Source organism: Methylocystis sp. Se48 (assembly GCF_056269425.1).
This window is the reverse complement of the sequence record NZ_CM149850.1, coordinates 2,353,682-2,379,849: the sequence shown is the minus strand read 5'-3', so window position 1 is coordinate 2,379,849 and position 26,168 is coordinate 2,353,682. Positions and strand designations below refer to the sequence as shown.

The 26,168-nt window shown below is 61.8% G+C and carries 28 protein-coding genes, 1 tRNA gene, 1 pseudogene and 1 riboswitch; of the genes and pseudogenes, 15 read left to right on the top strand and 15 right to left on the bottom strand.

Annotated elements, in window-relative coordinates; genetic code table 11:
- Positions 1-2: 2 nt before the first annotated feature.
- From ACV959_RS11780 to ACV959_RS11740, 9 genes and pseudogenes are all read left to right on the top strand, one after another.
- Positions 3-488, top strand: a complete 486-nt coding sequence (locus ACV959_RS11780) for a DUF1269 domain-containing protein (protein WP_475736784.1) — start codon at positions 3-5, stop codon at positions 486-488.
- Between the two features lie 59 nt (positions 489-547).
- The gene (locus tag ACV959_RS11775) at positions 548-1,609 is read left to right on the top strand and encodes an AI-2E family transporter (protein ID WP_475736783.1); all 1,062 of its coding nucleotides are present in this window, start codon (positions 548-550) and stop codon (positions 1,607-1,609) included.
- A 52-nt stretch (positions 1,610-1,661) separates the two neighbouring features.
- The gene (locus tag ACV959_RS11770; protein WP_475736782.1) at positions 1,662-2,141 is read left to right on the top strand and encodes a Na+/H+ antiporter subunit E; all 480 of its coding nucleotides are present in this window, start codon (positions 1,662-1,664) and stop codon (positions 2,139-2,141) included.
- On the top strand, positions 2,134-2,415 hold the full coding sequence (locus ACV959_RS11765) for an MrpF/PhaF family protein (RefSeq protein ID WP_475736781.1): 282 nt from the start codon (positions 2,134-2,136) through the stop codon (positions 2,413-2,415). Before ACV959_RS11770 ends, ACV959_RS11765 begins: the two co-directional genes overlap by 8 nt.
- Positions 2,387-2,692: a cation:proton antiporter gene (locus tag ACV959_RS11760; RefSeq protein ID WP_475736780.1), complete on the top strand. Its 306-nt coding sequence runs from the start codon at positions 2,387-2,389 to the stop codon at positions 2,690-2,692. Before ACV959_RS11765 ends, ACV959_RS11760 begins: the two co-directional genes overlap by 29 nt.
- Positions 2,689-3,636, top strand: coding sequence for a Na(+)/H(+) antiporter subunit B (locus ACV959_RS11755; RefSeq protein ID WP_475736779.1), 948 nt, complete (start codon positions 2,689-2,691; stop codon positions 3,634-3,636). The genes ACV959_RS11760 and ACV959_RS11755 overlap by 4 nt, the downstream gene beginning before the upstream one ends.
- Positions 3,633-3,974, top strand: coding sequence for an NADH-quinone oxidoreductase subunit K (locus ACV959_RS11750; protein WP_475736778.1), 342 nt, complete (start codon positions 3,633-3,635; stop codon positions 3,972-3,974). The genes ACV959_RS11755 and ACV959_RS11750 overlap by 4 nt, the downstream gene beginning before the upstream one ends.
- Entirely contained in the window at positions 3,974-5,494 is a 1,521-nt protein-coding gene (locus ACV959_RS11745; protein ID WP_475736777.1) for a complex I subunit 5 family protein, read from the top strand. The genes ACV959_RS11750 and ACV959_RS11745 overlap by 1 nt, the downstream gene beginning before the upstream one ends.
- A pseudogene (locus tag ACV959_RS11740) lies at positions 5,491-6,546 on the top strand (proton-conducting transporter transmembrane domain-containing protein); the annotation flags it as partial. The gene ACV959_RS11745 and the pseudogene ACV959_RS11740, both read left to right, overlap by 4 nt.
- A 605-nt stretch (positions 6,547-7,151) precedes the next feature.
- Here ACV959_RS11740 and ACV959_RS11735 read toward each other — a convergent pair.
- Together ACV959_RS11735 and ACV959_RS11730 are read right to left on the bottom strand one after the other, a co-directional pair.
- Entirely contained in the window at positions 7,152-8,183 is a 1,032-nt protein-coding gene (locus tag ACV959_RS11735) for an AI-2E family transporter (protein ID WP_475736776.1), read from the bottom strand.
- Between the two features lie 181 nt (positions 8,184-8,364).
- On the bottom strand, positions 8,365-8,604 hold the full coding sequence (locus tag ACV959_RS11730; RefSeq protein WP_475736775.1) for a hypothetical protein: 240 nt from the start codon (positions 8,602-8,604) through the stop codon (positions 8,365-8,367).
- A gap of 130 nt (positions 8,605-8,734) precedes the next feature.
- Here ACV959_RS11730 and nhaR point away from each other — a divergent pair, with 130 nt between their 5' ends.
- On the top strand, positions 8,735-9,637 hold the full coding sequence (nhaR, locus tag ACV959_RS11725; RefSeq protein ID WP_475736774.1) for a transcriptional activator NhaR: 903 nt from the start codon (positions 8,735-8,737) through the stop codon (positions 9,635-9,637).
- Between the two features lie 19 nt (positions 9,638-9,656).
- On the opposite strand, the gene ACV959_RS11720 is transcribed toward nhaR, so the two are convergent.
- The 3 genes from ACV959_RS11720 to ACV959_RS11710 form a co-directional block, all read right to left on the bottom strand.
- On the bottom strand, positions 9,657-10,730 hold the full coding sequence (locus ACV959_RS11720; RefSeq protein ID WP_475736773.1) for a 5-(carboxyamino)imidazole ribonucleotide synthase: 1,074 nt from the start codon (positions 10,728-10,730) through the stop codon (positions 9,657-9,659).
- A 3-nt stretch (positions 10,731-10,733) separates the two neighbouring features.
- Entirely contained in the window at positions 10,734-11,198 is a 465-nt protein-coding gene (purE, locus tag ACV959_RS11715) for a 5-(carboxyamino)imidazole ribonucleotide mutase (protein WP_475739655.1), read from the bottom strand.
- 120 nt (positions 11,199-11,318) lie between these two features.
- On the bottom strand, positions 11,319-13,706 hold the full coding sequence (locus ACV959_RS11710) for a TonB-dependent receptor (RefSeq protein WP_475736772.1): 2,388 nt from the start codon (positions 13,704-13,706) through the stop codon (positions 11,319-11,321).
- A 109-nt stretch (positions 13,707-13,815) separates the two neighbouring features.
- A riboswitch (cobalamin riboswitch) is annotated at positions 13,816-14,010 on the bottom strand.
- Positions 14,011-14,147: 137 nt separating this feature from the next.
- Here ACV959_RS11710 and ACV959_RS11705 point away from each other — a divergent pair.
- On the top strand, positions 14,148-15,371 hold the full coding sequence (locus ACV959_RS11705) for a cation:proton antiporter (RefSeq protein ID WP_475736771.1): 1,224 nt from the start codon (positions 14,148-14,150) through the stop codon (positions 15,369-15,371).
- Here ACV959_RS11705 and ACV959_RS11700 read toward each other — a convergent pair.
- From ACV959_RS11700 to ACV959_RS11685, 4 genes are all read right to left on the bottom strand, one after another.
- Positions 15,355-15,588: a hypothetical protein gene (locus ACV959_RS11700; RefSeq protein ID WP_475736770.1), complete on the bottom strand. Its 234-nt coding sequence runs from the start codon at positions 15,586-15,588 to the stop codon at positions 15,355-15,357. The genes ACV959_RS11705 and ACV959_RS11700 overlap by 17 nt on opposite strands.
- A 107-nt stretch (positions 15,589-15,695) precedes the next feature.
- The gene (locus tag ACV959_RS11695) at positions 15,696-15,914 is read right to left on the bottom strand and encodes a YdcH family protein (RefSeq protein WP_475736769.1); all 219 of its coding nucleotides are present in this window, start codon (positions 15,912-15,914) and stop codon (positions 15,696-15,698) included.
- 102 nt (positions 15,915-16,016) lie between these two features.
- Positions 16,017-17,444 carry a protein adenylyltransferase SelO family protein gene (locus tag ACV959_RS11690; RefSeq protein ID WP_475736768.1) on the bottom strand — a complete coding sequence of 476 codons (1,428 nt, stop codon included), beginning with the start codon at positions 17,442-17,444 and terminating at the stop codon, positions 16,017-16,019.
- Positions 17,445-17,574: 130 nt separating this feature from the next.
- The gene (locus ACV959_RS11685; RefSeq protein WP_475736767.1) at positions 17,575-17,754 is read right to left on the bottom strand and encodes a YdcH family protein; all 180 of its coding nucleotides are present in this window, start codon (positions 17,752-17,754) and stop codon (positions 17,575-17,577) included.
- Positions 17,755-18,053: 299 nt separating this feature from the next.
- Here ACV959_RS11685 and ACV959_RS11680 point away from each other — a divergent pair.
- The 3 genes from ACV959_RS11680 to ACV959_RS11670 all read left to right on the top strand — a co-directional run bounded on the left by ACV959_RS11680 (position 18,054) and on the right by ACV959_RS11670 (position 20,608).
- Positions 18,054-18,128 (top strand) — tRNA-Val (locus ACV959_RS11680).
- Positions 18,129-18,740: 612 nt separating this feature from the next.
- Positions 18,741-19,646, top strand: coding sequence for a macro domain-containing protein (locus ACV959_RS11675; protein ID WP_475736766.1), 906 nt, complete (start codon positions 18,741-18,743; stop codon positions 19,644-19,646).
- Complete coding sequence (locus ACV959_RS11670; protein ID WP_475736765.1) at positions 19,631-20,608, top strand: DarT ssDNA thymidine ADP-ribosyltransferase family protein; 978 nt, start codon at positions 19,631-19,633, stop codon at positions 20,606-20,608. The genes ACV959_RS11675 and ACV959_RS11670 overlap by 16 nt, the downstream gene beginning before the upstream one ends.
- Before the next feature lie 58 nt (positions 20,609-20,666).
- Here ACV959_RS11670 and ACV959_RS11665 read toward each other — a convergent pair whose 3' ends face one another.
- Together ACV959_RS11665 and ACV959_RS11660 are read right to left on the bottom strand one after the other, a co-directional pair.
- A complete protein-coding gene (locus ACV959_RS11665) occupies positions 20,667-21,752 on the bottom strand; it encodes an MrcB family domain-containing protein (RefSeq protein ID WP_475736764.1) in 1,086 nt (361 codons plus the stop codon).
- A 50-nt stretch (positions 21,753-21,802) separates the two neighbouring features.
- On the bottom strand, positions 21,803-22,348 hold the full coding sequence (locus tag ACV959_RS11660; RefSeq protein ID WP_475736763.1) for a recombinase family protein: 546 nt from the start codon (positions 22,346-22,348) through the stop codon (positions 21,803-21,805).
- 160 nt (positions 22,349-22,508) lie between these two features.
- Between ACV959_RS11660 and ACV959_RS11655 the strand changes: the two genes are divergently transcribed.
- Positions 22,509-23,342 (top strand): hypothetical protein, encoded by an 834-nt coding sequence (locus ACV959_RS11655; RefSeq protein ID WP_475736762.1) that lies wholly within the window; start codon positions 22,509-22,511, stop codon positions 23,340-23,342.
- 170 nt (positions 23,343-23,512) lie between these two features.
- Here ACV959_RS11655 and ACV959_RS11650 read toward each other — a convergent pair whose 3' ends face one another.
- From ACV959_RS11650 to ACV959_RS11635, 4 genes are read right to left on the bottom strand one after another with little or no spacing between them, the layout of a single operon-like run.
- Positions 23,513-24,229, bottom strand: coding sequence for a hypothetical protein (locus tag ACV959_RS11650; RefSeq protein WP_475736761.1), 717 nt, complete (start codon positions 24,227-24,229; stop codon positions 23,513-23,515).
- Positions 24,226-25,098: a terminase large subunit domain-containing protein gene (locus tag ACV959_RS11645; RefSeq protein ID WP_475736760.1), complete on the bottom strand. Its 873-nt coding sequence runs from the start codon at positions 25,096-25,098 to the stop codon at positions 24,226-24,228. The genes ACV959_RS11650 and ACV959_RS11645 overlap by 4 nt, the downstream gene beginning before the upstream one ends.
- Positions 25,095-25,592: a hypothetical protein gene (locus ACV959_RS11640; protein WP_475736759.1), complete on the bottom strand. Its 498-nt coding sequence runs from the start codon at positions 25,590-25,592 to the stop codon at positions 25,095-25,097. Before ACV959_RS11640 ends, ACV959_RS11645 begins: the two co-directional genes overlap by 4 nt.
- Positions 25,593-25,639: 47 nt before the next feature.
- Positions 25,640-25,870, bottom strand: a complete 231-nt coding sequence (locus ACV959_RS11635) for a hypothetical protein (RefSeq protein ID WP_442756732.1) — start codon at positions 25,868-25,870, stop codon at positions 25,640-25,642.
- Between the last annotated feature and the right edge of the window lie 298 nt (positions 25,871-26,168).

Sequence of the window (26,168 nt, the reverse complement as noted above, 5' to 3'; positions counted from 1 at the left end):
AAATGTCGGATCTGGTCGTCATCGTTTATGAGACGGAAGCAAAGGCCGAGGAGATGCGCAGCAAGCTCTTCGAGCTTCAAAAAGAATATTTGATTGAACTGGGCGACGCGGCGATCGCCGTCAAGCAGCCCGACGGCAATGTAAAGCTCAACCAGCTGCTCAATACGACCGCCGCAGGCGCAGCTTCTGGCGGGCTCTGGGGGTTGCTCATTGGGATGATCTTCCTGAATCCGCTGCTGGGCGTCGCGCTGGGCGCGGCGTCGGGCGCATTGAGCGGCGCCTTGGCCGATTACGGCGTCAACGACAAATTCATGAAGGAACTCTCGGAATCGCTGCGTCCGGGCAACGCCGCGCTGTTTCTGCTCGTCAGAAAGGTGACAGGCGACAAGGTTCTCGAGGCCGTCAAAGGCACCGGCGGCATGGTCCTGAAAACCTCGCTCGACGACAGCAAGGAAAAAGCGCTGCGTGACGCGCTGGCTGCGAGCTAAACGCCTCTTTTCCGCGCGTCGTTCTTGGACGACGCGCTTCTTCTCACTCGGGGCGACTGATGAAGTTCAGTTTGTTGAAAGGGAGCGATCCGCGCGGCCTCGGAGCCATCGATCTAGTTTCCCAAGCGATTACCGTTTCGCTCATCATCGTCGCGATCTTTGGAGGCGCGATTGCGGCTTGGCGGCTGAGCGATCTGCTTCCCATCGTTTTCGCCACGATCCTTCTTGCAGTCGCCTGGCGCGGCTCGGCCGATTTCGTCTCGCGTCGTGCGGGCGCGCCGCTGGGCGTTTCGCTTCTCATCGTCGCGCTTGGCCTCGTGACGGCGACCTATTTCTTCGGGAAACTATTCGGCGCGCAGCTTCTTGCGCAGTATGACGAGGTCGCGCTGGACATCCCCGCCGCCATGGCGATGATCGAGCGCGTGATCGAGGAGCATCCCTGGGGGCGTTTCGTCGAGAAATTGATGAGCATCGATTTCTCTCAGGCCGCGGCCCCCGTCGCCAACAAATTCGGCGCGGCGCTCGCCGCCCTCAGCGGCGCGTTGGGAACGGCGATCTTCATCGTCATAGGGGCGGCCTATCTCGCCGCCGATCCGGCGAGCGCCTCCTCGGGCCTCGTGGCCTTGACGCCTGCTTCGCGTCGGGACGCCATGATCGAGTTTCTCTCGCGCTCCGGCGTCGTGTTGCGCCAGTGGCTCGTGATCCAGCTCTATGTGGTCGTAATGAACGCCGCCTTCGCCGCGGTTCCGCTTTGGGCTTTTGGCGTTCCGGCCCCGATGGCGATTGCGACGATCAGCGGCGCGCTGGCCTTCATTCCCTATTTCGGCTCGGTCGTCGCACTCGTCATCGCGGCGCTCGTCGCCCTCCCGCATGGCGTCGACACAGCCGCACTGGCGGCGCTCTCCGTGGGCGGCGCGAGTTTCGTCGAAGGCTATCTCATCACGCCTTTCCTGCAGGGCCGGTCGCTCATGGTTCCGCCCATCGCTCTGCTGTTTTTCATTATGGTCTTCGGCGCGCTCTTCGGGGCGATGGGCGTGGCCTTGGCGGTGCCTGCCACCGTCGTGCTCTTCGTCGCCTGGGACGTCTTTCGATCGCCAGAGACCTCGAGTCCTGCTCAATGACAATCTGTGCCTGGAGTCGCTGCGCTCGGGATGCGGCGGAAGGTGAGGCGATATGATAGGCTTTGTTGGCAGAGCCGCGATTTTTCTTTGCCTATGGTCCGTCATTTCCGGGTTTTCGGCGGCGGATTTCCTTGTCGGCCTCGTATCGGCGGTCGGCGCGGCGGCGGCGAGCCTGTATCTCCTGAAGCCCGCAAGGGGTAGCGTGAACCTTGCCGCTTGCGCCGAAATTGCGCTCAGGCTTCCATTCCAGTCTCTCGCCGGCGGCGCAGACATCGCCCGGCGCGCCCTTCGTCGAGATCTTCCGTTGCGGCCGTGTCTGGCGCCCTTTGTCTCGGACATTCCACAAGGGCCCGCGCGAAAGGCCTTTGCCGCGCTCGTCTCGATGCAGCCGGGCAGCGTGGTGATTGCAACCGAACAGGACGACGTGTTTCTGGTGCATTGTCTCGATGACAGGGTTCCCATCGCCGCGTCGCTCGCCGCGGATGAGGCGCGCGTGAAAAAAGCGCTCGGTCTGAGAGGCGTGCGTGGCTGATTTCTTTTTCATCGCGGCGGCGATAATTGTGCTCGTAGTGGCGGTCGGGCTTTTTCGCGTGCTTCGCGGGCCGAGCGACGCAGACCGTATGATGGCGGCGCAGCTGCTTGGAACCGGAGGCGTAGCGGCGCTATTGCTCGCGGAGGTCCGCGGGGCGCGCGGAGCGGCCGACGTCGCGCTCGTTCTTGCATTGCTCGCCGCTTTCTCCGGCGTCGCCTTTGTGACGGCTTTCAGCGAAAACTCGAATGCTTCCGATGACGACGCTCGCGATTGACGCCTTCACGATACTTTGCGTCTGCGGCGGATTGTTTTTCTTTCTGACCGGCTCTGTCGCTTTGCTGCGCTTTCCGGACACGCTGACCAGGCTTCATGCGCTGACGAAGGCGGACAGCGCCGGCCTCGGGCTGATTGTTCTGGGATTGCTGCCGCAGAGCGGCGATTTTCTTTCAGCCGCCAAGCTCGCGCTGGTTTGGGCGATCGCGCAGCTCGGCGGGGCGACGCTCAGCCAGCTCATCGCGCGCCGGGCAAAGGAAGGGAACGCGAAGAGATGACTCTCGTCTTCCTTTTCGACGCGAGCCTCGCTCTGCTGACGCTGGCGGTCGCCTTCTACGCGATCGTCGCGCGGCAGGCGATTGCGTCGGTCGTCGCTTTCGTCGCTTATGGCTTGCTTCTCGCGCTCGTCTGGGTTCGTCTCTCCGCCGTCGACGTCGCGCTGACGGAAGCCGCCATCGGCGGCGGCGTGACGGGCGCTTTGCTGATTGGCGCCGCCGCGCGCATCGGCCATGGCGACAGCTATGACCCGCGACCGCTCGGACGCTCTGGTAAAGGCGCAATCGCGCTTCTTTGCGCCGCTCTGTCGGCAGGGATCGCCATTGCGTTTCTCTCGCTGCCGACGCCGGCGCCGACGCTTGCGCCTCTTGCGGCGGAGCATCTTCCGTCCACGGGCCTCGGCAATCCTGTGACGGCGGTTCTGCTCTCGTATCGCGCGATCGACACCTTGCTCGAAGCGGTCGTGCTCGTCTTTGCGGTCGTCGGCGTGTGGAGTTTCGCGTCCGACCGGGATTGGGGCGCAAGTCCCCCGCGTCCGGGGAACGCGCGCGTCGAAGGGCCGCTCGTCTTCCTCGGGCAAACGCTTCCTCCACTTGGAATTCTCGTCGGCGTGCATCTGGTCTGGACAGGCGCGACAGAGCCGGGCGGCGCCTTTCAGGGCGGCACTGTTCTCGCGGCCGTCTGGGTTCTCGCCATGGTCGCAGGCCTTGCAGACCCGCCGCCCATCCGCCGTCCTTGGCTCAGATTTGCGCTCATCGGCGGGCCCGTCTTGTTTCTCGGGATCGGCGTCGCGGGTTTCACGCTCGCGGGCGCTTTTCTGGCCTATCCCGAAGGCTACGCGAAGCCTTTCATTCTTGTCATCGAGGCGGCGTTGACGTTTTCGATTGCGATTGCCTTGGGCTTGCTCGCGCTCGGAGCGCCGAGCAGAGGGAAACAGCTGAGATGACCGCTGTGACTCTGGCCGGGCTCGCAGGCGCGGCGCTGATCGGCATGGGCCTCTTCGGGCTCGTCGCCAATCCGCATCTTCTGCGCAAGATCGTCGCCTTCAATGTCTTGGGCGGCGGCGTATTTCTCCTGTTCGGCGCCGTCGCGCGCAGAGGCGCGGCGGCCGGACTTGGCGCCGATCCCGCGCCACAGGCTTTGGTGATCACGGGAATTGTGGTCGCCTTCTCCGCCACGGCGCTCGCAGTGGCGCTGCTGTTGCGCTATTTCGCGGAAACCGGGTCGCCCTTTCTTGCGGATGAGTCTAGGGCAGAGGCAGACCGTCCGGAGCCCGATAGCTGATGGCCGTCTCGGCGCTTTTTCCAGTTTCGTCGGGCTCGGAGGGCATGCTGTTGCCGCTCGCAATCGCGCTGCCTGTCGGCGCGATGCTGCTGTCAGTTGTTTTGGGCGGATACAGGGCGCAACGGACGGCCATCGCGTTCATGCCGATCGGCGTCGCGCTTTCTGCGGCGATCTCCTTCGTCGTGTGGCGCGACCAGCGTCCGCTTGTCTATTTCATCGGCGACTGGCCGCCGCCGCTCGGCGTGGCCATAAGAGCCGATGGCGTCGCGGCCGCCATGCTCGTCACGACTGCGCTGATCGCCTCGGCGGCGGGCCTCTTTGCCCGCGACGTCTTTCGGGCGAAGCCGGGGGAGGGGGAAGGCCGCGCGCACTTCGGATTCTGGACTTTGCTGCTTGCGATCTGGGCGGCGCTCAATTGCGTTTTTCTCGGCTGGGATCTGTTCAGCATTTATGTCGCGCTGGAAATGCTCACTTTCGCGGCCGTGCCGCTCGTCTGCCTGAAGGGACAAAGGGAGACATTCGTCGCAGCAATGCGCTACCTGCTCTTCGCATTGTTGGGATCCGCCTTCTACCTATTGGGCGCGACGCTCGTCTACGCCGCCTATGGCGCGCTCGATATCGGCGTTCTCGCGAAAATCATGAAGCCGGAGCCGGCGGCGGCGATTGCGCTCGCCGCGATGACCGCGGGGCTTCTCGCGAAAACCGCGCTCTTTCCCCTGCATCTTTGGTTGCCGCCCGCGCATGCCGGCGCGGCGCCGCCGGCGAGCGCCGTTCTCTCGGCGCTTGTCGTGAAAGGATCTTTCTTCGTCGTCGTCAGGCTGTGGCTCAATCTCGCGCCCCAGCAGATGAGCGAGGCGCCGGCGGCCGTTCTCGCCATACTGGGCTGCGCGGCCATTTTCGCCGGAAACATCCTCGCGCTGCGTCAGGAGCGCCTGAAGCTCATCATCGCCTATTCGACGGTCGCCCAGATCGGATATCTGTTCCTGATGTTTCCGCTCGCCCTCGGCCACGGGGCGCCCGCGAGCGCAGCATGGAGCGGCGGGGCGCTTCAGGCGATCTCCCATGCTTTCGCCAAGGCGGCGATGTTTCTTTCGGCGGGCCTCATCGCCGACGTTTTGGGTCACGATCGTCTGTCCGGGTTCAGCGGCCTTGGCCGCAGGGCGCCGATGCCCATCGTGATCTTCGCGCTCGCGGGCGTGTCCTTGATGGGCCTTCCTCCAAGCGGCGGCTTCAACGCCAAGTGGCTCCTACTGAGCGCCTCCGTCCAAACCGGCCAATGGGCTCTGGCCGCCGTCATGGTTCTCGGCGGGCTGTTGACCGCGACCTATCTCTATCGCGTGATCGCGCTCGCGCTCGCGTCCGCCGAGACCGGACACTCCGCGCCCGTGAGCCTCCCGCCCGGAGGCGTCGCGCTCGCCATGGCCCTTGCTCTTTTCGCAATTGTCCTGGGATTTGCGCCGCCGGAGTTGTCGTCCTTGCTCGAAGTCGGCGCGCCCGCGGCGATTGGAAGGGTCGAATGAGCGACGATGTTTTTCCCGCGCTCGCAACTTTCGCCCATGGGCCGCAGACGCTCGCCCTGGCCCTTGCGGTTCCGTTCCTGTTTCTGCTCGCCAGCGCTTCTTCGCGCCTTCGCAGATTTACGCCCGTCTATCTGACGGTCGCGCCGCTTTTCGCCCTCGCAGCCTCCTTTCTGGCGCATGATTCCGGGCCGCTCGTCATCGATCAGATGATCTATCCGATCGTCCTCGTCCTCGATCGGCCAGGCGCGCTGCTGTTGGGCGTGACCGCCTTTTTGTGGAGCGCGGCCGGGATTTTCGCCGCCGCTTACCTTGACGACGACGTGCGTGGCGGCGCGTTCGTTCCCTTCTGGCTCGCGACGCTGATCGGCAATATCGGCGTGTTCATGGCGGCGGATCTCGCGAGCTTTTATCTTTTCTTCGCGCTCGTCAGCCTGCCGGCCTATGGCCTTGTCGTCGCACGGGCGCGCGCCGGGGACGACGCGGGCGGTTTGTATCTCGCGGTCGCTCTGCTCGGGGAGGCCTTTCTGATTCTCGCCTTTGCGCTGCTCGCGGCGGCGACTCCGGATCGAAGCCTGCTCATCTCCGACTGCGTCGCAAACCTGAACGCGTCTCCGTGGCGCGACGCGACGATCGGCCTGCTGATCCTCGGCTTCGGAAGCAAGATCGGCACGCTTCCGTTGCATATCTGGATGCCCTCGACTTACCGCGCCGCTCCTGTCCCGGCGGCTGCGGTTCTGAGCGGCGGCGCCGTCAACGCCGGCGTCATCGGGCTCGTGCGTTTCTTCCCGTTCGATCAGGCGTTGCCGCCGTGGGGCGAGGCGCTCGCCGCGCTCGGATGGTTCGGAGCCTTTTACGGCGTCGCCGTCGGTCTCACGCAAAGGAACGCGAAAGCCGTGCTGGCCTATTCGAGCGTGAGCCAGATGGGTCTCGTCGCAGCGACGCTCGGCGCGGGCCTCGCAGCGGGAAACGCCGGCGCCGCCATGGGAGCCGCGCTTTACGCGGCCCATCATGGTCTTGCGAAGGGCGGGCTGTTTCTCGCGGTCGGCGTTCTGTCGGGGTGCGGACCGTCCCGCCTGAAACGGCTGGCGCCGCTTGCCGGCCTGCTGGCCCTGAGTCTCGCCGGGTTGCCGATTTCTGGCGGCGTCGTCGCAAAGCTTGCAATCAAGCAGCCGCTTGGCGACGGGCTCGCAAGCGCGCTGTCGACGCTTTCGGCGATTGCTACGACGCTGCTGATGCTGCACTTCCTGCGGCGCGCAATTGCGGCCGCCACGCCCTATGGCGAAAGGATGGGGCCCGCCATGGTCGGCTCATGGATCGCTGTCGCGGCAGCCTCGATCGTGGCGCCGTCCGCATACTATTTCGAGGCGGAGAACCTCGGCTTCGGCGCGCTCGACAGCGCTCTCTTCTGGGAGGCGCTCTGGCCGATCGTCGCGGGCGCTTTTCTGGCGATCATCGGGCGGCGCTGGGCCGATCGTCTGCCGGAAGTTCCCGAGGGCGACGTTGCAGCAGTTGTGCGGCGGATGCTCCGCCCTGCCGGTGCCGCCGGCGAGACCATCGACCGTGGCGAGGCGCTTCTTCGCAAGTGGCCCGTCGCGGCGGCGGTTCTGATCCTCGTCGCTATCACGATTTCCGGGCTGAATCTGTTGCAGGAGCGGCGTCAGCTGACGACGCTGCGGCCGCCGGACAACAGGTCGGCCAAGCCGCGCGTCGAAGGAAACTCCTCGAAGAGGGTGATCGCCGCGATCGCGAGCGGAACGCCGAGGAAGGCGCCGAGAGCCCCCCATAGAAAGCTCCACAACACGATCGAGAAAAGCACGAGCGGCGGCGAGATCGATAATGCCCTGCCCGCGAAAACGGGTTCGAGATAGCTGCCGATGACAGCCTGGATGAACAGGACGCCCAGGAGGACGAAGGCGGTCGTTTCGATGGATCCGAACTGCACGAAAGCGAAGAGCGGCACGAACACGGTGACGATCAGCGATCCAATGTAGGGGAGATAGTTCAGCGAAAAGGCGAGCACGCCGCAGGCCGCGGCCAGTTCGAGGCCCATGAAGCGCGCGAGCCCCCAAACCGCAAGGCCCGTCGCGACGCTGGCGATAGAGCGCACGGCCATATATTTGCGAAATTTCTCACCGATCCGCCGGCCCGCGACGAGAAGATGGCGGCTCGTCTCGGGATTTTTCCAGGCCGCGACGCGCTCGGCCAATATGCTCGCTTCTCCGAGACCGAGGATCACATAAATCATCACGATCAAGGCGAACGCCAGTATCGTGTTGATCCGAAGGGCGACGACCTGGAGAATGCGCAAGATGGTCGGGGCGTCGAACTGATCCGCGATGGCGGCGAAAATGAAAATGTCATGATCTTCAAGCCAGGACGTCGACTGGATCAACGACTCCTGTATGCGGTCCAGGTTTTCCCGGATCCAATCCGCAATCTGCCGTCCTTCCCAAACGATCAGCAGCAATAGCGCGAGAACGACGACCGAGGTGACTGCGAAGGTGATCGCAAGGGCCGCCGCCTTGCCGATCCGCTCTTGCAGCCACTTCTGCATCGGCCAGGCGATCTCGATGATAAAGACCGCAAATATCGCCGGCTCGATCACGGGTTGGGCGTTGTAGCACGCGGCAAGGACGAGCAGCAGCGCGACGATGACGCCCGTCGTCTCGGAAATCCGTCCATTGCCCATTCGCGCGGCTCATTCCCGGAAAGAAAAATATTCTGCGATTGAGCGACCTTATCGCGGGCGGGCGGGGAGTCAATCAAACGCCGTCGCCGCAGTTGTCGCGCTGGGACGGTTTGCAGGTTCGCGGCGCGGGGCAGGCGATTGCGCTAGTGAGACGCGGGCGGAGCGTTCCGACGCCTGCTCGTCAATCGAACGCCATCTCGTGGCGTCCGTAGTATCGAGCGTCCGGCCATTGGCGGCGGGCCGAGCCGGCGGCGACGTCGCGCTGAGCAGGACAGGCGACGCGATCCGATCGGGCATCCCGACCGTCGCGCTGTTTTTCTCGAGGCTTGCCAAGGCTCTCGTAGAAGTCCATTGAAGGCGCTTGCGTCGCGGAAAGCGTCGGCGCTGCGACGAAGACGACGAGTGCGACAAAGCGGGTCACGATGGGCTCCGGACGCAAACGGGGACTCGCATCGGGAGATCGGGCGAGCCCCTCTTACTCAAACATCCGAGCCGCCTATTGAAAATTAGAATATATCTATGTAATCTATCGTCATTTGCGATGGATGAACATGGACCGGCTCAACTACCAGCATCTCTTCTACTTCTGGAACGTCGCGCGCGAGGGCAGCGTGACGCGCGCCAGCGAGAAACTGCGCCTCGCCCAGCCGACGATCAGCGGCCAGCTTGCCGTTTTCGAGGATGCGATCGGCGCACAGCTTCTACGCAAGGAAGGCCGGAAGCTGACCCTGACGGAGAAGGGGCGCACGGTGTTCAATTACGCCGACGAAATTTTCGCGCTGGGGCGCGAACTCACGAACGCGCTGAAGGGGAGGGCCGGCGCGCTCGGGCACAGGCTGAGCGTTGGGATCGCGGATGCGCTTCCCAAGCTCGTCGTCTACCGGCTCATCGAACCGGCCCTCCAAAACCCGGAGGAGACGCAGGTCGTCTGCCATGAGGACAAGGTCGAGCGCCTGCTCGCGGAACTCTCGCTCCACGGCGTCGATCTCGTGCTCGCGGACGCTCCGGCGACGGCCTCCGTCGGCGGTCGCGTCTACAATCACCTGCTCGGCCAGTGCGGCGTCGCGGTCTTCGGCGCGCCGGAGGTGGCCGAGAAATATATCGAAAATTTCCCCAGATCGCTCGAAGGCGCGCCTTTCCTCTTCCCGACGCCGGCGACCGCGCTCCGCCGGTCGCTCGATCTGTGGTTCGAGGCCAAGCGTATCTTCCCCGCGATCCGCGCCGAGATCGAGGACAGCGCGCTGATGAAGACCTTCGCGGCGGCGGGCGTGGGGCTCTTTGTGGCCCCGGTCGCGGTGGCGGAGCAGATCGAGAGGCAGTACGGCGTGAAGAAGATCGGCGAACTGGACGGCGTGTCGGAGAGCTTCTACGCCATCACCGTGCGCCGGAAGGTCGACCACCCGGCGATCACGGCGATTCTGGAGAATGCTCAGGACTGGCTGGCGCAGGGGTAGGGGAGGCGGGCCGCCCGCCTCAGGCCTTCACCCGCGTCACATGGCCCATTTTGCGACCCGGGCGGCTTTCCTTCTTGCCGTATAGATGCAGGCAGGCGCCGTCCTCGGCGAGGATGTCCGCCCATTTGTCCGCGGCGGCGCCGATGAGGTTGCGCATGACGACCTCCCTGCCATGACGGCGGGTCGAACCGAGCGGCATGCCGGCGATTGCGCGCATATGTTGCTCGAACTGCGAGGTCACGGCGCCGTCGAGCGTCCAGTGGCCGGAATTGTGCACGCGCGGCGCGATCTCGTTGACGACGAGACGCTCGCCTGCAGAGTCGGAGACGACGAACATTTCGACCGCGATGACGCCGACGTAACCGGCCGCTTCCGCGATCGCGCGCGTTATGCCGACCGCAGCCGTCGCGGCCGCCTCGCTGATCGCCGCCGGGGCCGTGGTGGTCGCGAGAATGTGGTTCTCATGCACATTTTCGCAGACGTCGTAGGCGCGGAAGTCTCCGTCGACCCCGCGCGCGGCGACGACGGAGACTTCCCTGGCGAAGGGCACGAAGCCTTCGAGGATGCAGGGCGCGCCGCCGAGCGATTTGAACGCGCTGGCGAGATCGACGCCGTCGACGATCTTCGCCTGTCCCTTGCCGTCATAACCGAAGCGCCGCGTCTTCAGAATAGAGGGGCGCCCGAGCCGCGCCACGGCCTGCGCCAGCGAGTCCACGTCGCCGACCTCCGCGAAGGGCGCGGTGGCGACGCCGAGGCTCTGGACGAATTGCTTTTCGATCAGCCGATCTTGCGTGAGCGCGAGGACTTTGGGATTGGGCCGCACCGGGCGATGCGCCCCGAGCACCTCCGCCGTGCGGGCTGGCACATTCTCGAATTCATACGTTACGACGTCCACCGACTCCGCGAAGGCGGCCAGCGCCGCCTCGTCGAGGAAGTCGGCCCGCGTATGCGCCGAACAGACGTCGAAGGCCGGATCGTCGGGGACGGGTGAGAAAACGTGGCTCTTCAGGCCCAGCCGCGCGCCGGCCGTCGCCAGCATGCGCGCAAGCTGTCCCCCGCCGAGAATGCCGATGGTCGAACCGGGTTTCAGCATTTTTTACGCCTCATCTCGCGGCGTTTCCGCCACGCTTGCGGTCTGCCGGGCGCGGAACGCCGCGAGCCGCGCCCCGATCTCCCTGTCTTCGAGCGCAAGGATCGAGGCCGCCAGTATCGCCGCGTTGATGGCGCCCGCCTTGCCGATGGCCAGCGTCCCTACGGGCACGCCGCCGGGCATCTGCACGATGGACATGAGCGAATCCATGCCCTTGAGGGCGGCGGATTCGATCGGCACGCCGAGCACCGGGAGATTGGTCATGGAGGCCGTCATCCCGGGCAGATGCGCTGCGCCGCCAGCGCCCGCGATGACGACCTTGAAGCCTTCCGCTTCCGCACCCTTGGCGAAGGCGACGAGGCGATCGGGCGTGCGATGCGCGGATACGATCCGCGCCTCGCAGCCAACCTCGAGCGCGGCGAGCGTATCGACCGCATGGCGCATGGTCGCCCAGTCGGACTGCGACCCCATGATGACCGCGACAGGCGCATTCTGCTTCGCCACTTGAAAATCCATCGGCTCGAGCGTGGGAAGCCAAGCCGCATAGACGAAGGGCGTGCGGGTGGCAAGCCGCGCAATGGGATTGCGCCGCTAGAACGCGGTCAGCGGCCCTCCGATGCTGACGCGCAGGGCCGGGGGCTCGACGGGTTTGAAATGGCGGTCCATGACGCCGACGCCGCAGACCGGAGCGGGGGCGATTCCGGCCACGCACTGCTGGTAGAGCGGGTCGCTCGGCAGGAGCGAGCCGTAGCCGTAGGTGATCTGGTCCGAGCGGGAGTTGAAGATGTTGAAGGCGTCGATCTGGAAGCGCCAGCCGTCCGCCCAGCGATAGCCCAGGCGCGCATTGACCGTGCCGGTCGCGGGCGATTTGAGGTAGCCGTCGGGCGTCAGCGGCCGCTGGCCGAAATAGCGGTATTTCAGCCCGCCGAACCAGCCCGTCGACTCGCCGATCTCCAGCCCGCCCATCGCGACGATCGCCGGCGCGTTGAAGAGATAATTGCCCGGCGCATTGCCGAGATAGGTTCCATAGGGCAGCGCCTCGGGGGCGATCAGATCGAGATAGCCGAGCCAGGCCTGCTGGTCGACGCCGCGGAAGCGGGCGCGCACAAGGGACACGTCGCCGTCGAACATCAGCCAGGACGTCGGCTTGTAATGGTTGGCGATTTCGATGCCGTAGCGGCGGCTCGGGCGGCCGAATTCCGTCGTGCCCGCGTCGCCGACATACTGGTTCTCCGACTCGAGATTGAGCCAGAAGAAGCTGATGCTCGAATCGAGGCCCTCGATGAATTTCGTGCGCGCGCCGATTTCCGCGCCGCGCGATTTCACGAGCAGCGGAATGCGCGCAACCGGAACGAAGGCGTCGTCATCCCCGAGCTCCGTCGTCGCGACGCGCTGCACCGCGCCGCGCGCGTCGGTCGAATGGAAGCCCTCGCCGTAGTTGAAGTAAAGCTCGGTCTTGTAGAAGGGGCCGACGATGATCGACGCCTTCGGGCTCACAAGCGCGGCGCCCTTGACGCCCTGGTTGAACGGCCCGGCCCAGACGAAGGCCGGCAAACCGTTGCTGTCGAAGACCTTCGGCGCGTCGTAGAGCGACTGGACGTTGGCCACATTGGCGTTGAAATAATCGAAGCGCACGCCGCCGATCGTCGTGAGCCAGGGCGTTACATGAACAGAGGCGTCCGTCCAGATTCCGATGCTGCCCTCGCCGACGTAATTATTGCCGATCGTTTGATAGGGCGTGCGCCGCAGGCTCTCCTGCAGACCCAGGCGGATGTCGTCATAGCGGCCCTGCAGGCCGATCCGCGTCTCGACGGGAACTCCGAACATGTCGGTCCATTTGATCCCGTGCTGGGCGTTGACGCCGACGATGGTGCGATTGTCGAATTGACGGAACTGGTCGCCAAGGTCGGGATGCGCGAGGAAATAGGTGAAGTTGTTGTAAAGCTCCAGCGTCTGGCGAACGACGTAGCCTTCTACGCGGGTGGAATGATCGCCGTCCGTCTGGCTCCAGCGCCCGGAGAGCGAGAAGCGCGACGTCGCGCCGCCGTCGGTGGCGTCGAGCGTGCCCCACAGAGACTTGAGGCCCGAGGTCACGGCGCGCATCGGGATCTGGTCGGTCGAATACCACTTGTTGACGTAACCCATGAAGGTCGCCGCCGCGCCGTCGGTCTCCGTGCCGCGCGACCAGCGCAGCACGCTGTTGAACTTCCTCAGATTGTCGCCCCGCTCCCACGGGCCGTTGTAATAGTTGGCCTCCGCCGCGCCATAGGCCGAACCGCCCGCGAAATCCTTGTAGGGCTGGATGGCGAAGGCGCGGCCATAGCCGAAACTGCCGCCGGTGAGGCCGAAATAGCCTTTGTCGACCTTGTCGATATATTGCATGTAGATCGACCCGGCGGAGGAGAAATCGCCGTCTTCCGCGCTATACGGCCCCTTTCGGGCCAGCACATAGGACAGAAGTTCCGGGATCAGAAAATTCGTGTCCGCATACCCCTGCCCATGGCCGTGGGTGCGCATGTTCAGCGGCATGCCGTCGAGATAGATCGCGAGATCCGTGCCGTGGTCGAGATTGAAGCCGCGCAGATAATACTGGTTCGCCTTGCCGTCGCCCGAGTGCTGCGTGACAACAAGTCCAGGCACAATTTCAAGCGATTCGCTCGGACGCGAATAGGGATAGGCCGTGACCTGGGGACCCGTGAAAAACTTCTCGCTCGACGAGGTGATCGGCGGCGGCTTCGGTCCCGACGGCTGTGGCGCCGGCGCAGCGGAAGGCGCCGGGCGCGTCACTGCTGCGACGAGGGGCGACGCGCCGCCCGTTCCGTGCGATTGCGCAGGTTGCGGGCCGTGCGCGGCCGCGCGGGCGGGACGGCGCGCGCCGACGTCGATTGTCGGAAGCGCCTGCTGTGCGGCGGCGGAAGCGGAGAGAGCGATCGTTGAGACGAAAAATGGAAGGCCGAGACGGCGTCGCGGTTGAAACATGGCTGACTCGCAGCAGACGTGGACCGTCACTGCGAATGGCCGCCGCCCGCGCCGCGGCGGGGCGACGCAGATGAGAGCCGCCCCGGTGCACCCCGCCCGGCGCTTTCGCGCGTGACCACGAACAACGGCAGGTCTCCTGGCTCGCGGGTCGTCGCGCTCGACCGCCTTCCCGGGTCGCCCCAGTGGCTCTTATTGGTCTCGCGCTCGCCGCTTACAGTTGCGGGGGCAGCCGCGGCCTTGGGCCGAAGGCCCGCACCGCATTCCCTTTTGATCCCCGAAAGGAACCGTTGACGTCAGTGAACAGGTTTGACACGGATCATGTCAAGAGGCGGCCGGCGTTATTTCCCGTCTCTCTGGCGCTTCGCCGATTTTGATCGACCTCGCCCGGCGGTCGCTTTAAACACCGCCCAAGCTTCCCCTCACGCCATCCGAGCCGGGCCCATGGACGAACAACTCACGAAAGCCGTCGCCGTTCTCGCCGTCGCAATGATCGTCGCCATCGCCGCCCGGCGCGTGAAACTGCCCTACACGGTCGGTCTCGTCCTGGTCGGCGCCGTGATCACGGCGACAAGTCCAGACTTCGGACCGCATCTGACCCATGACTTCATCTTCGATCTGATTCTTCCGCCGCTCCTGTTTGAAGCAGCCTTGACGCTTTCCTGGCGCGAGCTGGTTCGCGATTCCCTTCCGCTGATCACTTTGGCGGCGCTAGGAACGCTCGTTTCGGCGGCCTTTGTGGCCTGGGCTTGCGTCGCGCTGCTTGGCTGGCCGGCGGCCTCCGCGCTCGTCTTCGGGGCGCTTATCGCGGCGATCGACCCTGTCGCGATCATCGCCATGTTCAAGGACAATGGCGTCAAGGGGCGACTACGCCTCCTCGTCGAGAGCGAAAGCCTGCTCAACGACGGCGCGGCGGCGGTGCTGTTCGTGATGGCGCTGGCCTGGGCCGAGAGCCATGGAGCGGGGCAGGGGGCCGGCGACATTCTCGCCACGCTTGCGCGTATCGTGCTGGGCGGTATCGCCGTCGGCGTCTTCGTGGGCGCGACAGCGATCGTCATCGCCATGGGCACGGCCGAGCACCTGGTCGAGGCCGCGCTCACCACCATCGCGGCCTTCGGCTCGTTCCTTGTCGCCGAGCATTTCCACCTTTCGGGCGTGCTGGCCTGTGTGACGGCGGGCCTGATGATGGGCAACCTCGGCCTGCTGAGCGAGGAGAATCGCAGTTATCTCAGCTACAAGGGCCGGGAGTTCGTCCACGGCTTCTGGGAATTCGCGGCCTTTGTCGCGAATTCCATGGTCTTCATGATGATCGGCGTCGACGTCGCTTCCACGCCGTTCGCGGATTACGGTTTGCCGCTGCTTTTCGCGGTGATCGGGATCGTCCTCGCCGCGCGCGCGCTTACCGTCTACCCGCTGAGCGCGCTCTTCCTGCCGACGCGCTGGCGCATCGGCTTTGGCGAGCAACACGTGTTGTGGTGGGGCGGATTGCGCGGGGCGCTCGGCCTCGCGCTCTCCCTGTCGCTCCCCGACACGCTGCCCATGCGCGACGTCATCGTGGTCGCCACCTTCGCCGTGGTGGCGTTCTCCATCGTTGTGCAGGGGCTCACAATGCCCCTACTGTTGCGCGCGCTCGGCTTCATGCCCAAAGACGTCAATGCGGGAAGTTGAAGAGCCGCCACATGGCAAGCGATATCGACGCCGTCGCAAGTAGAACGAGAGCCGCCGTAACCTTGAAATAGAGCGGCGTGAAGATCGGCCGATGCTCCCGCGCGTCGACGACGCGGACGCCCTCCACCGTGCGGACGCGGCGGCCGTACTGGTCCGGCTTCGGGGCCTTGGGACGGCGATCGTAGGATTCGCTGATCGAAAGACCGAGACGAGGCATGACTTGGTTTCCCATTCGTTGACCGGAGGCGGTTCGCTTCTGTCCCGAATTCGGACAATGGAGCCGCCTATGGCCAAAGGGTTTCAAGTCGTGTGCCTCATTAACTTCTAGGCAATGATATCCGGCGTGAGCTGGTCCTCGAGCTGCACGATGCGATCGCGCAGAACGAGTTTGCGCTTTTTGAGCCGCTGAATCTGGAGTTGATCCGGCGCGCCGACCGCGATCAGGGCGTCGATCGCCGCTTCGAGGTCATGGTGTTCGAGGCGCAGGCGCTCCAACTCGGCGCGTATCGCGCTTTGGTCCGCCTCGCCGGGATTGTCGTTCATCGCCGCAACCAGACTGCCCCGAGGGGCCGTGAATCATCTCTGCGATTATCGCGCCGCACACAAGACGGGTTCAAGCGGAAATCCGCAACGCGGTCCCGGGCCTCAGACCGGTGCGAGGCGATAGGCGTCTCGCATCAGGGCGATCTCGGCGATCTTTCGTTCCAGAGCGGACCAGTCGTCCTTGTCGGCGATGGGCGCCCAAATGGCCTCGACCTCGTCGATCAGCATGGCGCAGGGCGAGAGCCGTTTGAAATAGGCGTGATCGAGACGGGCCGCCTCGGTCGTTTCATGTTCCGCCAACGCCTCCCGCACGGCGACGAATTCGGGCGTTTCATAATAGCGCGCCGAAGGGCTGGCCTTGGCGCGCCCGGCGCTGGCCAATCCCCCGCGCCAGTCGAAATAGGCTTGTTCGAAAGGCGCCCGCGTCGCGATCAGGAAATCCGTCCAGGCTTTGGCGAGGCGGGCGTCGGCCTCTTCGCCGGCGGAGGAGAGCGCCAGCCGGCGCAGGAGCGCGGCGCGGTATTCCCGCTGGATCAGGCCGGGGAAGACGTCCAGCGCCTGCTGGGCTGCGTCGTGGCCGATGAGATGAAGCAGGCATTCCGCGAGCCGTGCGAGATTCCACGCGAGCGCGCCGGGCTGGCGCCCGAAGGAATAAAGCCCGCTCTCGTCGAAATAAGCGGCCGTGAAGAGGGGATCGTACGCTGGCGCGAAGCGCCAGGGGCCATAATCAAAACTCTCGCCCGTGACGTTGATATTGTCCGAGTTCAAAACGCCATGGACGAAGCCGGCCGCCATATAGCCCGCGCCGAGCTTCGCGACTCGGGCCACGACCGCCTCCAGAAAGGCGCGGGCCTTCCCGGGGCCGGGCAGCTCCGCGAGCGCGGGGAAATAATGGCGGCAGACGTGGTCCAGAAGGCGGTCGATCGCCGCCTTGTCGTCATGAAAGGCGAGGCGCTGAAAGGTGCCGATCCGGATGTGCGAATGCGACAGGCGCACCAGCACGCTCGCGCGCGTGGGCGAGGGTTCGTCGCCCCGCACGAGCGCCTCGCCGGTTTCGATGAGGCTGAAGGTCTTGGAGGTGTCGACGCCGAGCGCTTCCAGCATTTCGGTCGCGAGGATTTCGCGCACGCCGCCCTTGAGGGTCAGCCGCCCGTCGCCCCGCCGCGACCAGGGCGTCTGGCCGCTGCCCTTGGTGCCGAGGTCGAGCAGACGGCCGTCGGCGGCGTCTCGCAATTGTGCGAAGAGAAATCCACGGCCGTCGCCCAGTTCCGGATTGTATACCCGGAACTGATGGCCGTGATAACGCAGAGCGAGCGGCTGGGGCAGGCCGCCCGGCAGGGGATCGAAGCGGCCGAAGTGGGAGATCCATTCCTCGTCGGTCAAACCGTCGAGCCCGACCTGCGCCGCCCAGCGCTGGTTCCGAAAGCGCAGGATCGTTTTTGGAAAGCGTGCGGCTTCGACACGGTCGAAAAAGGGGTCTCCCAGGCTCTCGTGAAGAGTCTCGGGGCAATAGTCGGCGGTTACGGGCATTGGGCGGCGTCTCGTGGTTGTCGGCGCATTCGCAGCGAGCAGGGGTTGCGCCAAAAAATAAGGCGGAGAGCGCCCTCCGCCTATGTAGAGACGTCTTTCGCTTTGGAATTTGGGGGGACCAGGGGACGCGTCAGTGGCGCGTCGGACTTCCCTGCAATTTGGCGAGTTCGTCCTTGATTTGCAGCTTTTTTCGCTTGAGCTCCAGAATTTTCGCCTCGTCGGCGTTCGGATGGAGTTGCTCTTGCTCGATTTCCTTCTTGAGCGCCTCGTGGCGGCGTTGGAGTTCGACGATATGACCCTGCAAGGACATGCGGAACCTCCTTATCTTGCGGCCCCGGCGAGGGCCGCAAAGTCAAGCATGCCATAACCGGTCGAAGCTGCAAGGCATGAAATGCCGCATCTGTCACAAATCTTTCGCGAGACGGAGCGGAGAATGTAACGTTTCGTCAACCTTTGTTGCGGTCCCGCCCGCGCTTCGGCGCGCCCCGATCGGGCGTTGTGGGTTCGGGAGCGGAGGATGCATTTTTAACGAGAAAGGCGCTTGCGCCCCGGCGCGTCCGCCACTATACACACGCCACCCGAACCGCCGACGAGGCGGACCCCGGAAGGGGGCGCGTAGCTCAGCGGGAGAGCACTACGTTGACATCGTAGGGGTCACAGGTTCAATCCCTGTCGCGCCCACCATTCAAATCAAAGACATAGGTGGATGGTGACTTGCTGACGTGAAGCCGCGTCAGCAATACGTCAGCAACGCACAAAAGGCGCGGCCGTGGCTGTCGCGCGGTCGCCATTCGAGCGACCGGCTTGGTCCCTTCCCATGGTGGGGTTTGCCCCGAGCGCAGCTGGACGCCGCCCCGATCTTGGCGGCCCGAGCCCCAGCGGCCTAAGCTCGCGCTCATGCCTTCCCCGACGTGCTACACTTGCCCGGCCATAGACCTTGCGAACATGCGCAGCCTTGGCGTCCGCGCCGTCGCCGTCGAATGCGGCTGCGGCCGTCGCGAGAGCGTCGATATGTCGGATCGCCGGGGTCCGTCGAAGTGCCCACCCTCAAGCGCCGATTGCGCTGTCTGGTCTGCGGTGCGCGCCCGAGCGACGTTCGGCCCGATTGGTCACGGCATCGGGCGAGCGGAATGGGGCGGTAGCAGCTGACACACCCCGTGGGAAGGAACTGCGCCAATCGCCGGACGTTGACTTTGCCTGTGGGCAAAATTCCCTGTTGGAAACCTTCGCTGCACCCGCTAAAATTTAGAACAAAAAAAGAACGTAGTTCCGATTCGGGGAGAGTGTGGTGCTGTCATGCTAACTTACGTCAGGACAAGCATCTTTGATTCGCCGGCTCAGACGCTGGTGAACACGGTGAATGTCGTCGGCGTTATGGGGAAAGGTATCGCTCTTGGTTTCAAGGAGCGGTATCCGGATATGTTCAAAGCGTACAAGCGCTTGTGCGACAAACATGAACTCAGCGTCGGCAAGCTGCATTTATGGCGAGCCCCAGACCACTGGATTCTAAATTTTCCAACGAAGACGACTTGGCGGCAGCCGTCAAAAATTGAATACGTGGAGGCGGGACTTAAGACGTTCGTCGCGTCTTATCAAGACATGGGAATATCCTCGATCTCATTCCCGCCGTTGGGATGCGGAAATGGTAATTTATCCTGGGATGAAGTGCAGCCGCTGATGGAGAAATATCTAAGTAAACTCGAAATTCCCGTCTATGTCCATGATCGGCAAGTGTCGGTTGGTTTTGTTCCGGAGCATAAGGAGACGCATGCGTTTAGGATGCCGGCTTCTTTTGATGACTTCCGCAATGATGTTTACGCGCAAATCGCCGCACATAAGGGGCGTTTTGAGACACTCAAAGATTCGACGCCCTTTGAAGCGAAATGGGGCGACGAAGGGATCTTCATAAAAACGAACAGCAAAAATGTCCTTTTAAGGCCAGAACTCCTAGAATGGACGTGGGCTACCATTCAATCTGGATTTCTTTCCAGCGACCAATTTCCGGGAGACGCCAGGCGCTTGAAATCTTACCTTTTCCCGATTCTTGGCGCGCTTCCCTACGTCAAGATTGCCGAGATAATGAAGCGCGAAAATACGCTTCCTTCTCACGGACTTTATATCAGTCGGGTAGAGAAAAAAGCTAAAGCTACGTCCGTTGCACTGCCTGACTCGAAAGATGATCAAATTTGCCTCTTTCAATAGCCCGTGCACAAAAACATATAGAGGAAGAAAGCAAGCGGCTAGCGTCAAGCTATCAGCACAAGTTCTGGCCGCAGTTTCTTTATCACACGACACATGTCACCAATGCTATAAGCATTGTAGAAGATGGCTGCATTTTTGCACGCAATCGCGTCACGAACTTTCACGACGTAGCTAACCAGGGGGCGCTCTCAGCTTACACGGAGTCGCACGGCAATGCGCGGTTATATTTCCGCCCAAAGAACGGATACCATCTTCGTACCGAGGGTATAAAGTGCCGCAGTGATCCCTACAGGCAGGAAAACCAAATGTCGATACCTGCCTGTTTTGTATTCAAATTCGCGGAAGTCATTACGATGCCGAATGCTGTTTTTTCTGCCGGAAACATCCAAAGGAAACGCAACGTTTGGCTTTCTTCCGACAGCGATTTTGATACACTTGACTTTAAAGCCATCTACCATGATAGCTCGGTAACTCAGGACAAAAAAGAATATATACACGATTGCAGAATGGCGGAGGTCGCGATTCCAGATAGTCTCCCGCTTAATGATAGGTTGCACGCGATCGTTTTCCGAACAAAGTCGGATTTATCTACATTCCGATATCTCCTCTCCGCTAGAAACATCCATTGCCCATACCTAACTGGCACCGAGCAGGTTTTGGGTTCCTTATTTCTGAGGAAGGGCCTATTTCTGAGTGATATTGCTTTTACAGATGACAAGCTCATCCTTACGTTTAACTTTCCGTACCCATATGCGCCAAAAGATAACAAGTATCTCGTTGTCGTTCGACAGAATAGTGGTGGAAAATATCTAGACTATTCTGGAGAGGTTGAGTTACGACGCCCATCCTTAGAAATCACTGGGTTCAAACCTGACCCGAAGTCGATTTGGACAATTAATCTTGAAGGAGAGCTCGCGTTCGAGGGCACTCTGCAGCACGCGAAATCTGAGTTGTTTGGCTAAAATTACAATAGGACGCGACTTGTTCGTCGCAATACGGTCTATTATAAAACGCGAAACCTCATCGCCTCCTTGTCACACGAAATGCGGTGGGCTCAAGCTCCCATAGCTCGATATCCCAGCCGAGCATTGCTTCAACTTCGCCGCCCTCGGCGGCATATTCTTCGCTCTGATTTGAAAGGCGGATTTTCGACACGACAATTAGGGCGGTAGCGCCTTTTTCGCTCCGATGAAGTTCTACTTCGTTACGCGTCATCAGCAGCGCGTCCGCGCGGTCACTCGTTGTCCCCTTAACTTCGACCTTTAATACGTCGCTGCCGTTTTTTGCTTCGAAATCATAAGGGCGGCTGCTTGAGCAATCGTGGACTAAGTAGCCGCTGTCTATTAGCCACTTCTCCGCGACTGCCATCGCCCGACGTTCAACCACCTTTTTCGCTGCAGCCGGAAGCCCATAGCCCTGACGATACGTAAGCGCGTGGCTAGGATTCAAAACCGCTTGCAATTCGAGTTCTGCCTGGTCGGCTTGGCTTAAATCACGGCCCGTAGCCTGGGCCTCATAGATGTAGCGCAGCCGTTCGGCCGCCTGCGTCAAAAGTTTCTCGAAATCGGTAGCTTCAATTTCTTCATACGGCACACGCTTTGCAATTGCTGTTGCTCGCTGAAACGAGATCGGGAGTTTCCGCGTAGCCTTGAAGTCCGGGGCGTCGGAAAACGGTTCAAGGGTTCCTAAATTTTCAAGCAACACGGTGCGCGCCCAAGCGGTCTGCGCATCTAATTCACTGTCGGGCAGCGGGACTGAACTACCGTTATGAAACCGGGAAGACCCGCACCCTGCGGTCACATGGACGGCGCTCCCGTCGGTCGAGAAATGGATCACGGAGTAGAAGCCCTCGGTGGGGCTCGGCGACATACTTTTCGAGCAAAACCGGACCCAAGGAAGCTCTGTCTTTCGCCCAATCCCGTCGGATGCGTCTACGGAGAAGTCGTTCCCAAATCGCCCGAGCGCTGGCGCGAGTATGGGCTCCAATTGTTCGATTGCTGGCTTTAGGATGCCCCGGAGTTGAGCGCCCCGCTCTCGCATTTCGGTGGTGTTTTCAGCCGAATAATAGGGTTGGAGTTCGCATATCCGCTTGAGCGCATCTTTCATGTCGTCAAACCGTAAGGCTAAAAGGTTTGGTCCGCCGCGTCTCTGAATCCCTATCGCAGTCTTGCAATGGTCCAGCCGCTTACGTTGTAGCTACGGCCGATTTCAGCCAACGTCTCGTCGCCTCGTTCACGCCTGCCCATTGCTTCCTTCTTTTGATGCTCGGTTAGCTTGGGCTTGCGTCCGAGCTTCACGCCGCGTGATTTTGCGCGTTCCCGACCCTCACCCGTGCGAGCGCGGATCAATTCGCGCTCAAATTCAGCAAGACCGCCCAGGACCGTCAACATCAGTCGCCCATGTGGGGTGGTTGTGTCTGCCCAAGCGTCGCCAAGGGAACGAAAGCCCGCGCCCTTATCGGCGACAGAGCCAAGCGTATTGAGAAGATCGCGCGTTGACCGTGCAAGCCGGTCAAGGCGCGTAACAAGCAGCAAGTCGCCTTCGCCGAGGCGTTCGAGAGCACGACGAAGCTGCGCCCGGTCTGGTTTTGCGCCGCTCGCTGTTTCCTCGAACACCTTCGTCGCACCGGCAGCCTTTAGCTGCGTCACTTGGGCGTCGACACTTTGGCCGTCGGTTGAGACTCTCGCGTAGCCATAAATCATAGGGCAATTTTGCACGTATATTCTGCACAGGGAAAGCCGTTGGGATTCAGCGTGGTAAATTCCGTGCAAAAATCATAAAATATGCACATAGGCCTGTCGGTAGCGCTGCCTAGAAACGGTGATATGCTCTGAGTGTAGACCGCGCATTTGGGAGCGTGCCATGTCTGATACTGGGGTCGGTGAAACTAAGGCCGGTGCCGGATATAAAATAATCTCAATTGTATATTGGTGCGTTCTTGCATTGGTCCTCTTAATACTAATTTCGCTGTTGGCAAAGGCCGTGTATTTTCATGAGGGTTTTACATTTGCTCTCCAATACGTCGGTTTATCAACGGTAATTATGTGTTTAATATTACTTATCGGTGACCTCGTTGGTATTGTCGCAATGCCAAAAGAGGTAAGGTCCGGGACAATGGCTTCGTTCGTGATAGGTGTTCTCGGCGCATCCGCGACATATTTAAAGCGCGAGCTGACAGCAACAAAGTCAGATCCGCTAGTTGCTGAAACTATACTTATTGACGAAGCAAGTGCCGCTCGCATTCAGCGTGTTTGGTGTAGTTCTGAGATCAGGCAGAGATCAAATAATCACTGGGTAATCGGTACAAAGAATCCGTTACGGATATTCGTTGCTACTAAGATAAGAAATTACGGAATCGATGGAATGAACCGACCGGATATTTCTGCGCTTGCAATCCTGTCAACTAAAGACGGCTTGAGTGATGTAGGCGAACTTCCGCGGACCCAAGCAATTGACGCATGGCGAAGCAGGCCAATCACTGCCTCTTGCCCGCCGAATGCAGAGGCTAGAGCTAAAGCAATCGAGGCGGCGTTATCGTTGCAATCAACCGATGTGCTCTACCTCCAATTTTTGGAAATTAACTCCATCGTTGCGAAAGAAAGCGTGGCCGCGCGCCAGGCGTCCCTGAAAATAATCGTTACGGATCACATCGCTGATTCTGCGGCAGAAACCACGACTCCAATCACCGTCGAGTGAAAAAGGCCTTGAAATTGCCTTGTGCGCCGCTGACATTGATTTTTGTGCCGTTCCGGCAACTACTCCTTACGGGAGATCTAAAATGATCGTCAATAGCTAAGAGCGTGGCTCGCTACGACCCGGCCGGATTACCGGCCGGGGCTGTTTCGCTAACGAAAAAGCATTCGTCCTCAAATGTCCCACATTCGATTGAGCAAATGCCTTACCGGCTGCGGCCGATTTTCGGCTTGCCAGACGGCCATGGCGGTTGAAAGCACAAGGTCGTCGTGAACGCTTTCACGCCACGCCTCGAAACTCTCGTTACCGCTCACGCTGATTTTCACCTTGAAATTCTCAAGTTCGTTGACGAGCGTTTCCACGTGCGGCAGGCCCCTTGCAATCTTTAGCCGGCTCGTTTGCAGCACCACTTGCAACAGCCCCGCCAATATCCTTTTAGGCACGCGAACGTCGCGGCTCGTCACCCGATTGACTTGCTCGCCGCCGGTAATCGTCAACGCTATCGGGTCCAGCCCTTCCTTGCGGAACAAATCGACGCATGGCCTTCCCACGCCGGTTGCGTCCACCACAAGGCTCGGGGGCTCGGACCGCGTGGGAAGGTCCGCCAATAGCACCCGCACTTGGTCGATGATCTTGGGGTAGGGCGTCCCGAGCGCGGGCCGATGCATGAACACAAGCGAATGGTGCACAACTTCCTTGCGTTCCTCGATTTGCGGCGTCGGCTCAAAGCGAGCCCGCGCGAATGTCGTTTCCGTCGCCGTCTTCCGTTCGTTGACGATTATGGCCGTGTAGTCCTTGGATTGTCCAAGGTCCACGCCGACGACAAAACCCGTCGATTGCGGTTCGGTTTGTTCGTGCCATCTATGCAGGGGCGGCGTCAGCGCGTTCATGACAAAATCCGTAGGGCAAGCGGTTGCACGTCGTCAGTAAGGGCGTTCATGATTGAGTCAGTCGAAAACAGTTGGTCCACGCTATCGACAAACTCGCACATATATTCTTGGCGGAACCACCATTCGCCGATGGTTGCGCGTTCGGTATCCAGAAACTCGCGCGTAATGCGCGGCACGTCGTAGGCGGTTATCCGCTCGCGTTGCCATTCTTCGTCCGCCGAGTGCCAAGCGTCGAAGAAATGTCCGCGCTTGCCGTGAGGCGTTGACATTAGGATTAGCCGTCCGCCGCTGACGGCGAGCATTGGGCGGACCGCCATATACAGCGTGTCGTCAACGAATGCGGCTTCGTCTTCGATAAGCAGCGTCACGGCGGAAAAGCCGCGAATGCTGTCGCCGTCGCCCGGAAGGCTGATAATGCGCGAGCCGTTGGCGAGTTCGCAGGATAGCTTATTGTTCGTCATTAGCTTCGCCTCGGGAACGCGAGACAGGAAGCCGCTGACCTTTGCGAATAGCTCCGACGACTGGCGTAGGCTCTTGGATACGAGCAACGTAAGCGAGCCCGGCCGATAGATTGCGGTATGCGCCGCCAATACCGCCGTCGTGGTCGATTTGCCGGATTGCCGGGAGCAATTGAGAATGACGCGCTTCGCCGACGATTGTAGCAAGCGCGTTTGCCAAGCGTCCGGCGTGAAGTCGAGACGGTCACGGGCGAAGGCCACAGGGTCCAACCCGTGCAAAAGGGCGCGGGCCATAGCAGCCTGTGGGGCGCGTTGAGCGCCTGAGGAGCTACCCATGGGGCGCTTGCCCGTTTTGACGCGTCCACGGGCCGTCTGTGTGGCGGCAATCGACAGTCCCGGCGGCGGGGTCATGGCGCTTGTTCCGAAATGTGGGCCAGCCGGGCGGCGACGGCGGCGCACGCGTCGGGATACGGGGCCAGCGCGTCGATTATGAGTTGCTGGAAAACCACGAATTGCGCGTTGACTACGATGTTGATCGCGTCGGGCTCAACGTCGCCGGTTAGCCGGCCAATGAAGACGAGACATTCGCGCGCCTCTTTGACGCCGCGCAACGCGGTTTGAATGTCGCCGCCGTCTTCCGCCTTCGCCAGCAAGTCGCGCGCCTTGTCCAAAAGCTCATGCGCTTGCTCTAGCAGCGTCGCGCCGCGTCGCCCTTCGGCTTCGGCGCGTTCGGCTTTTGCCGCCTCGATAGCCGCCTTGGGAAGATGCGCGGAACGATGACGCCAGAGCGCTTGTTTCGTTATTCCGTATTGTTTCGAGATAGCTTCGGCGTTGACGCCGCCGACAATGGCGGCGTCAATCTTATCTCGCTCGGGATGATTGCAGCAAAGGCAGGGTCTAGCCATTGCGGGTCCGTTTGCGTTGGGTTTGCACGTAGGGCAGTAGCGTCATGTCAGTTGCCGGATTTGCCCCGGTATTCCGCTAGCTTTTCCTCATAGACTTCCTGCCAGCCTTGCATGTTGGCCGGCTCGCCGCGTTCGCTCATTGCGCGCCCGGCAGCGTTGGCGGCGAAGAAGTTGGGATGCATACGGCGCTGCATTTGCTTGCGGCTTTCGTTGAGCAGCTTTTCGGTTTCCGCCTCAAATTCGGCGTCGGTCATTTGTCTGGCGTGCTTGTCGGTCATCGTTGCTTCTTTCGCTTGTGTTGGGATTGCAGAGGCGGTTATGTCGGTTCGTTGCTAGTCGGTCGCCTCCCTTCGTTTGTGCTACCCACGGGGGGGGGGGACCCATGGGATGGAAGCTCAAAGCCATCGCTGCGGAAGTCTGCGGCGGCGGTTCCCCTAAAGGGGAAACCTCCGCACCTCCGCAGACGGGGTTGCGGAGGTAGAGAAGAAATGAACCTCCGCACCTCCGCGGCCCGCATTTTCAATGGTTTGCGAGCGGAAATTTGCGGCCGTTGGCCATTTTGCGGAGGTTCGATTT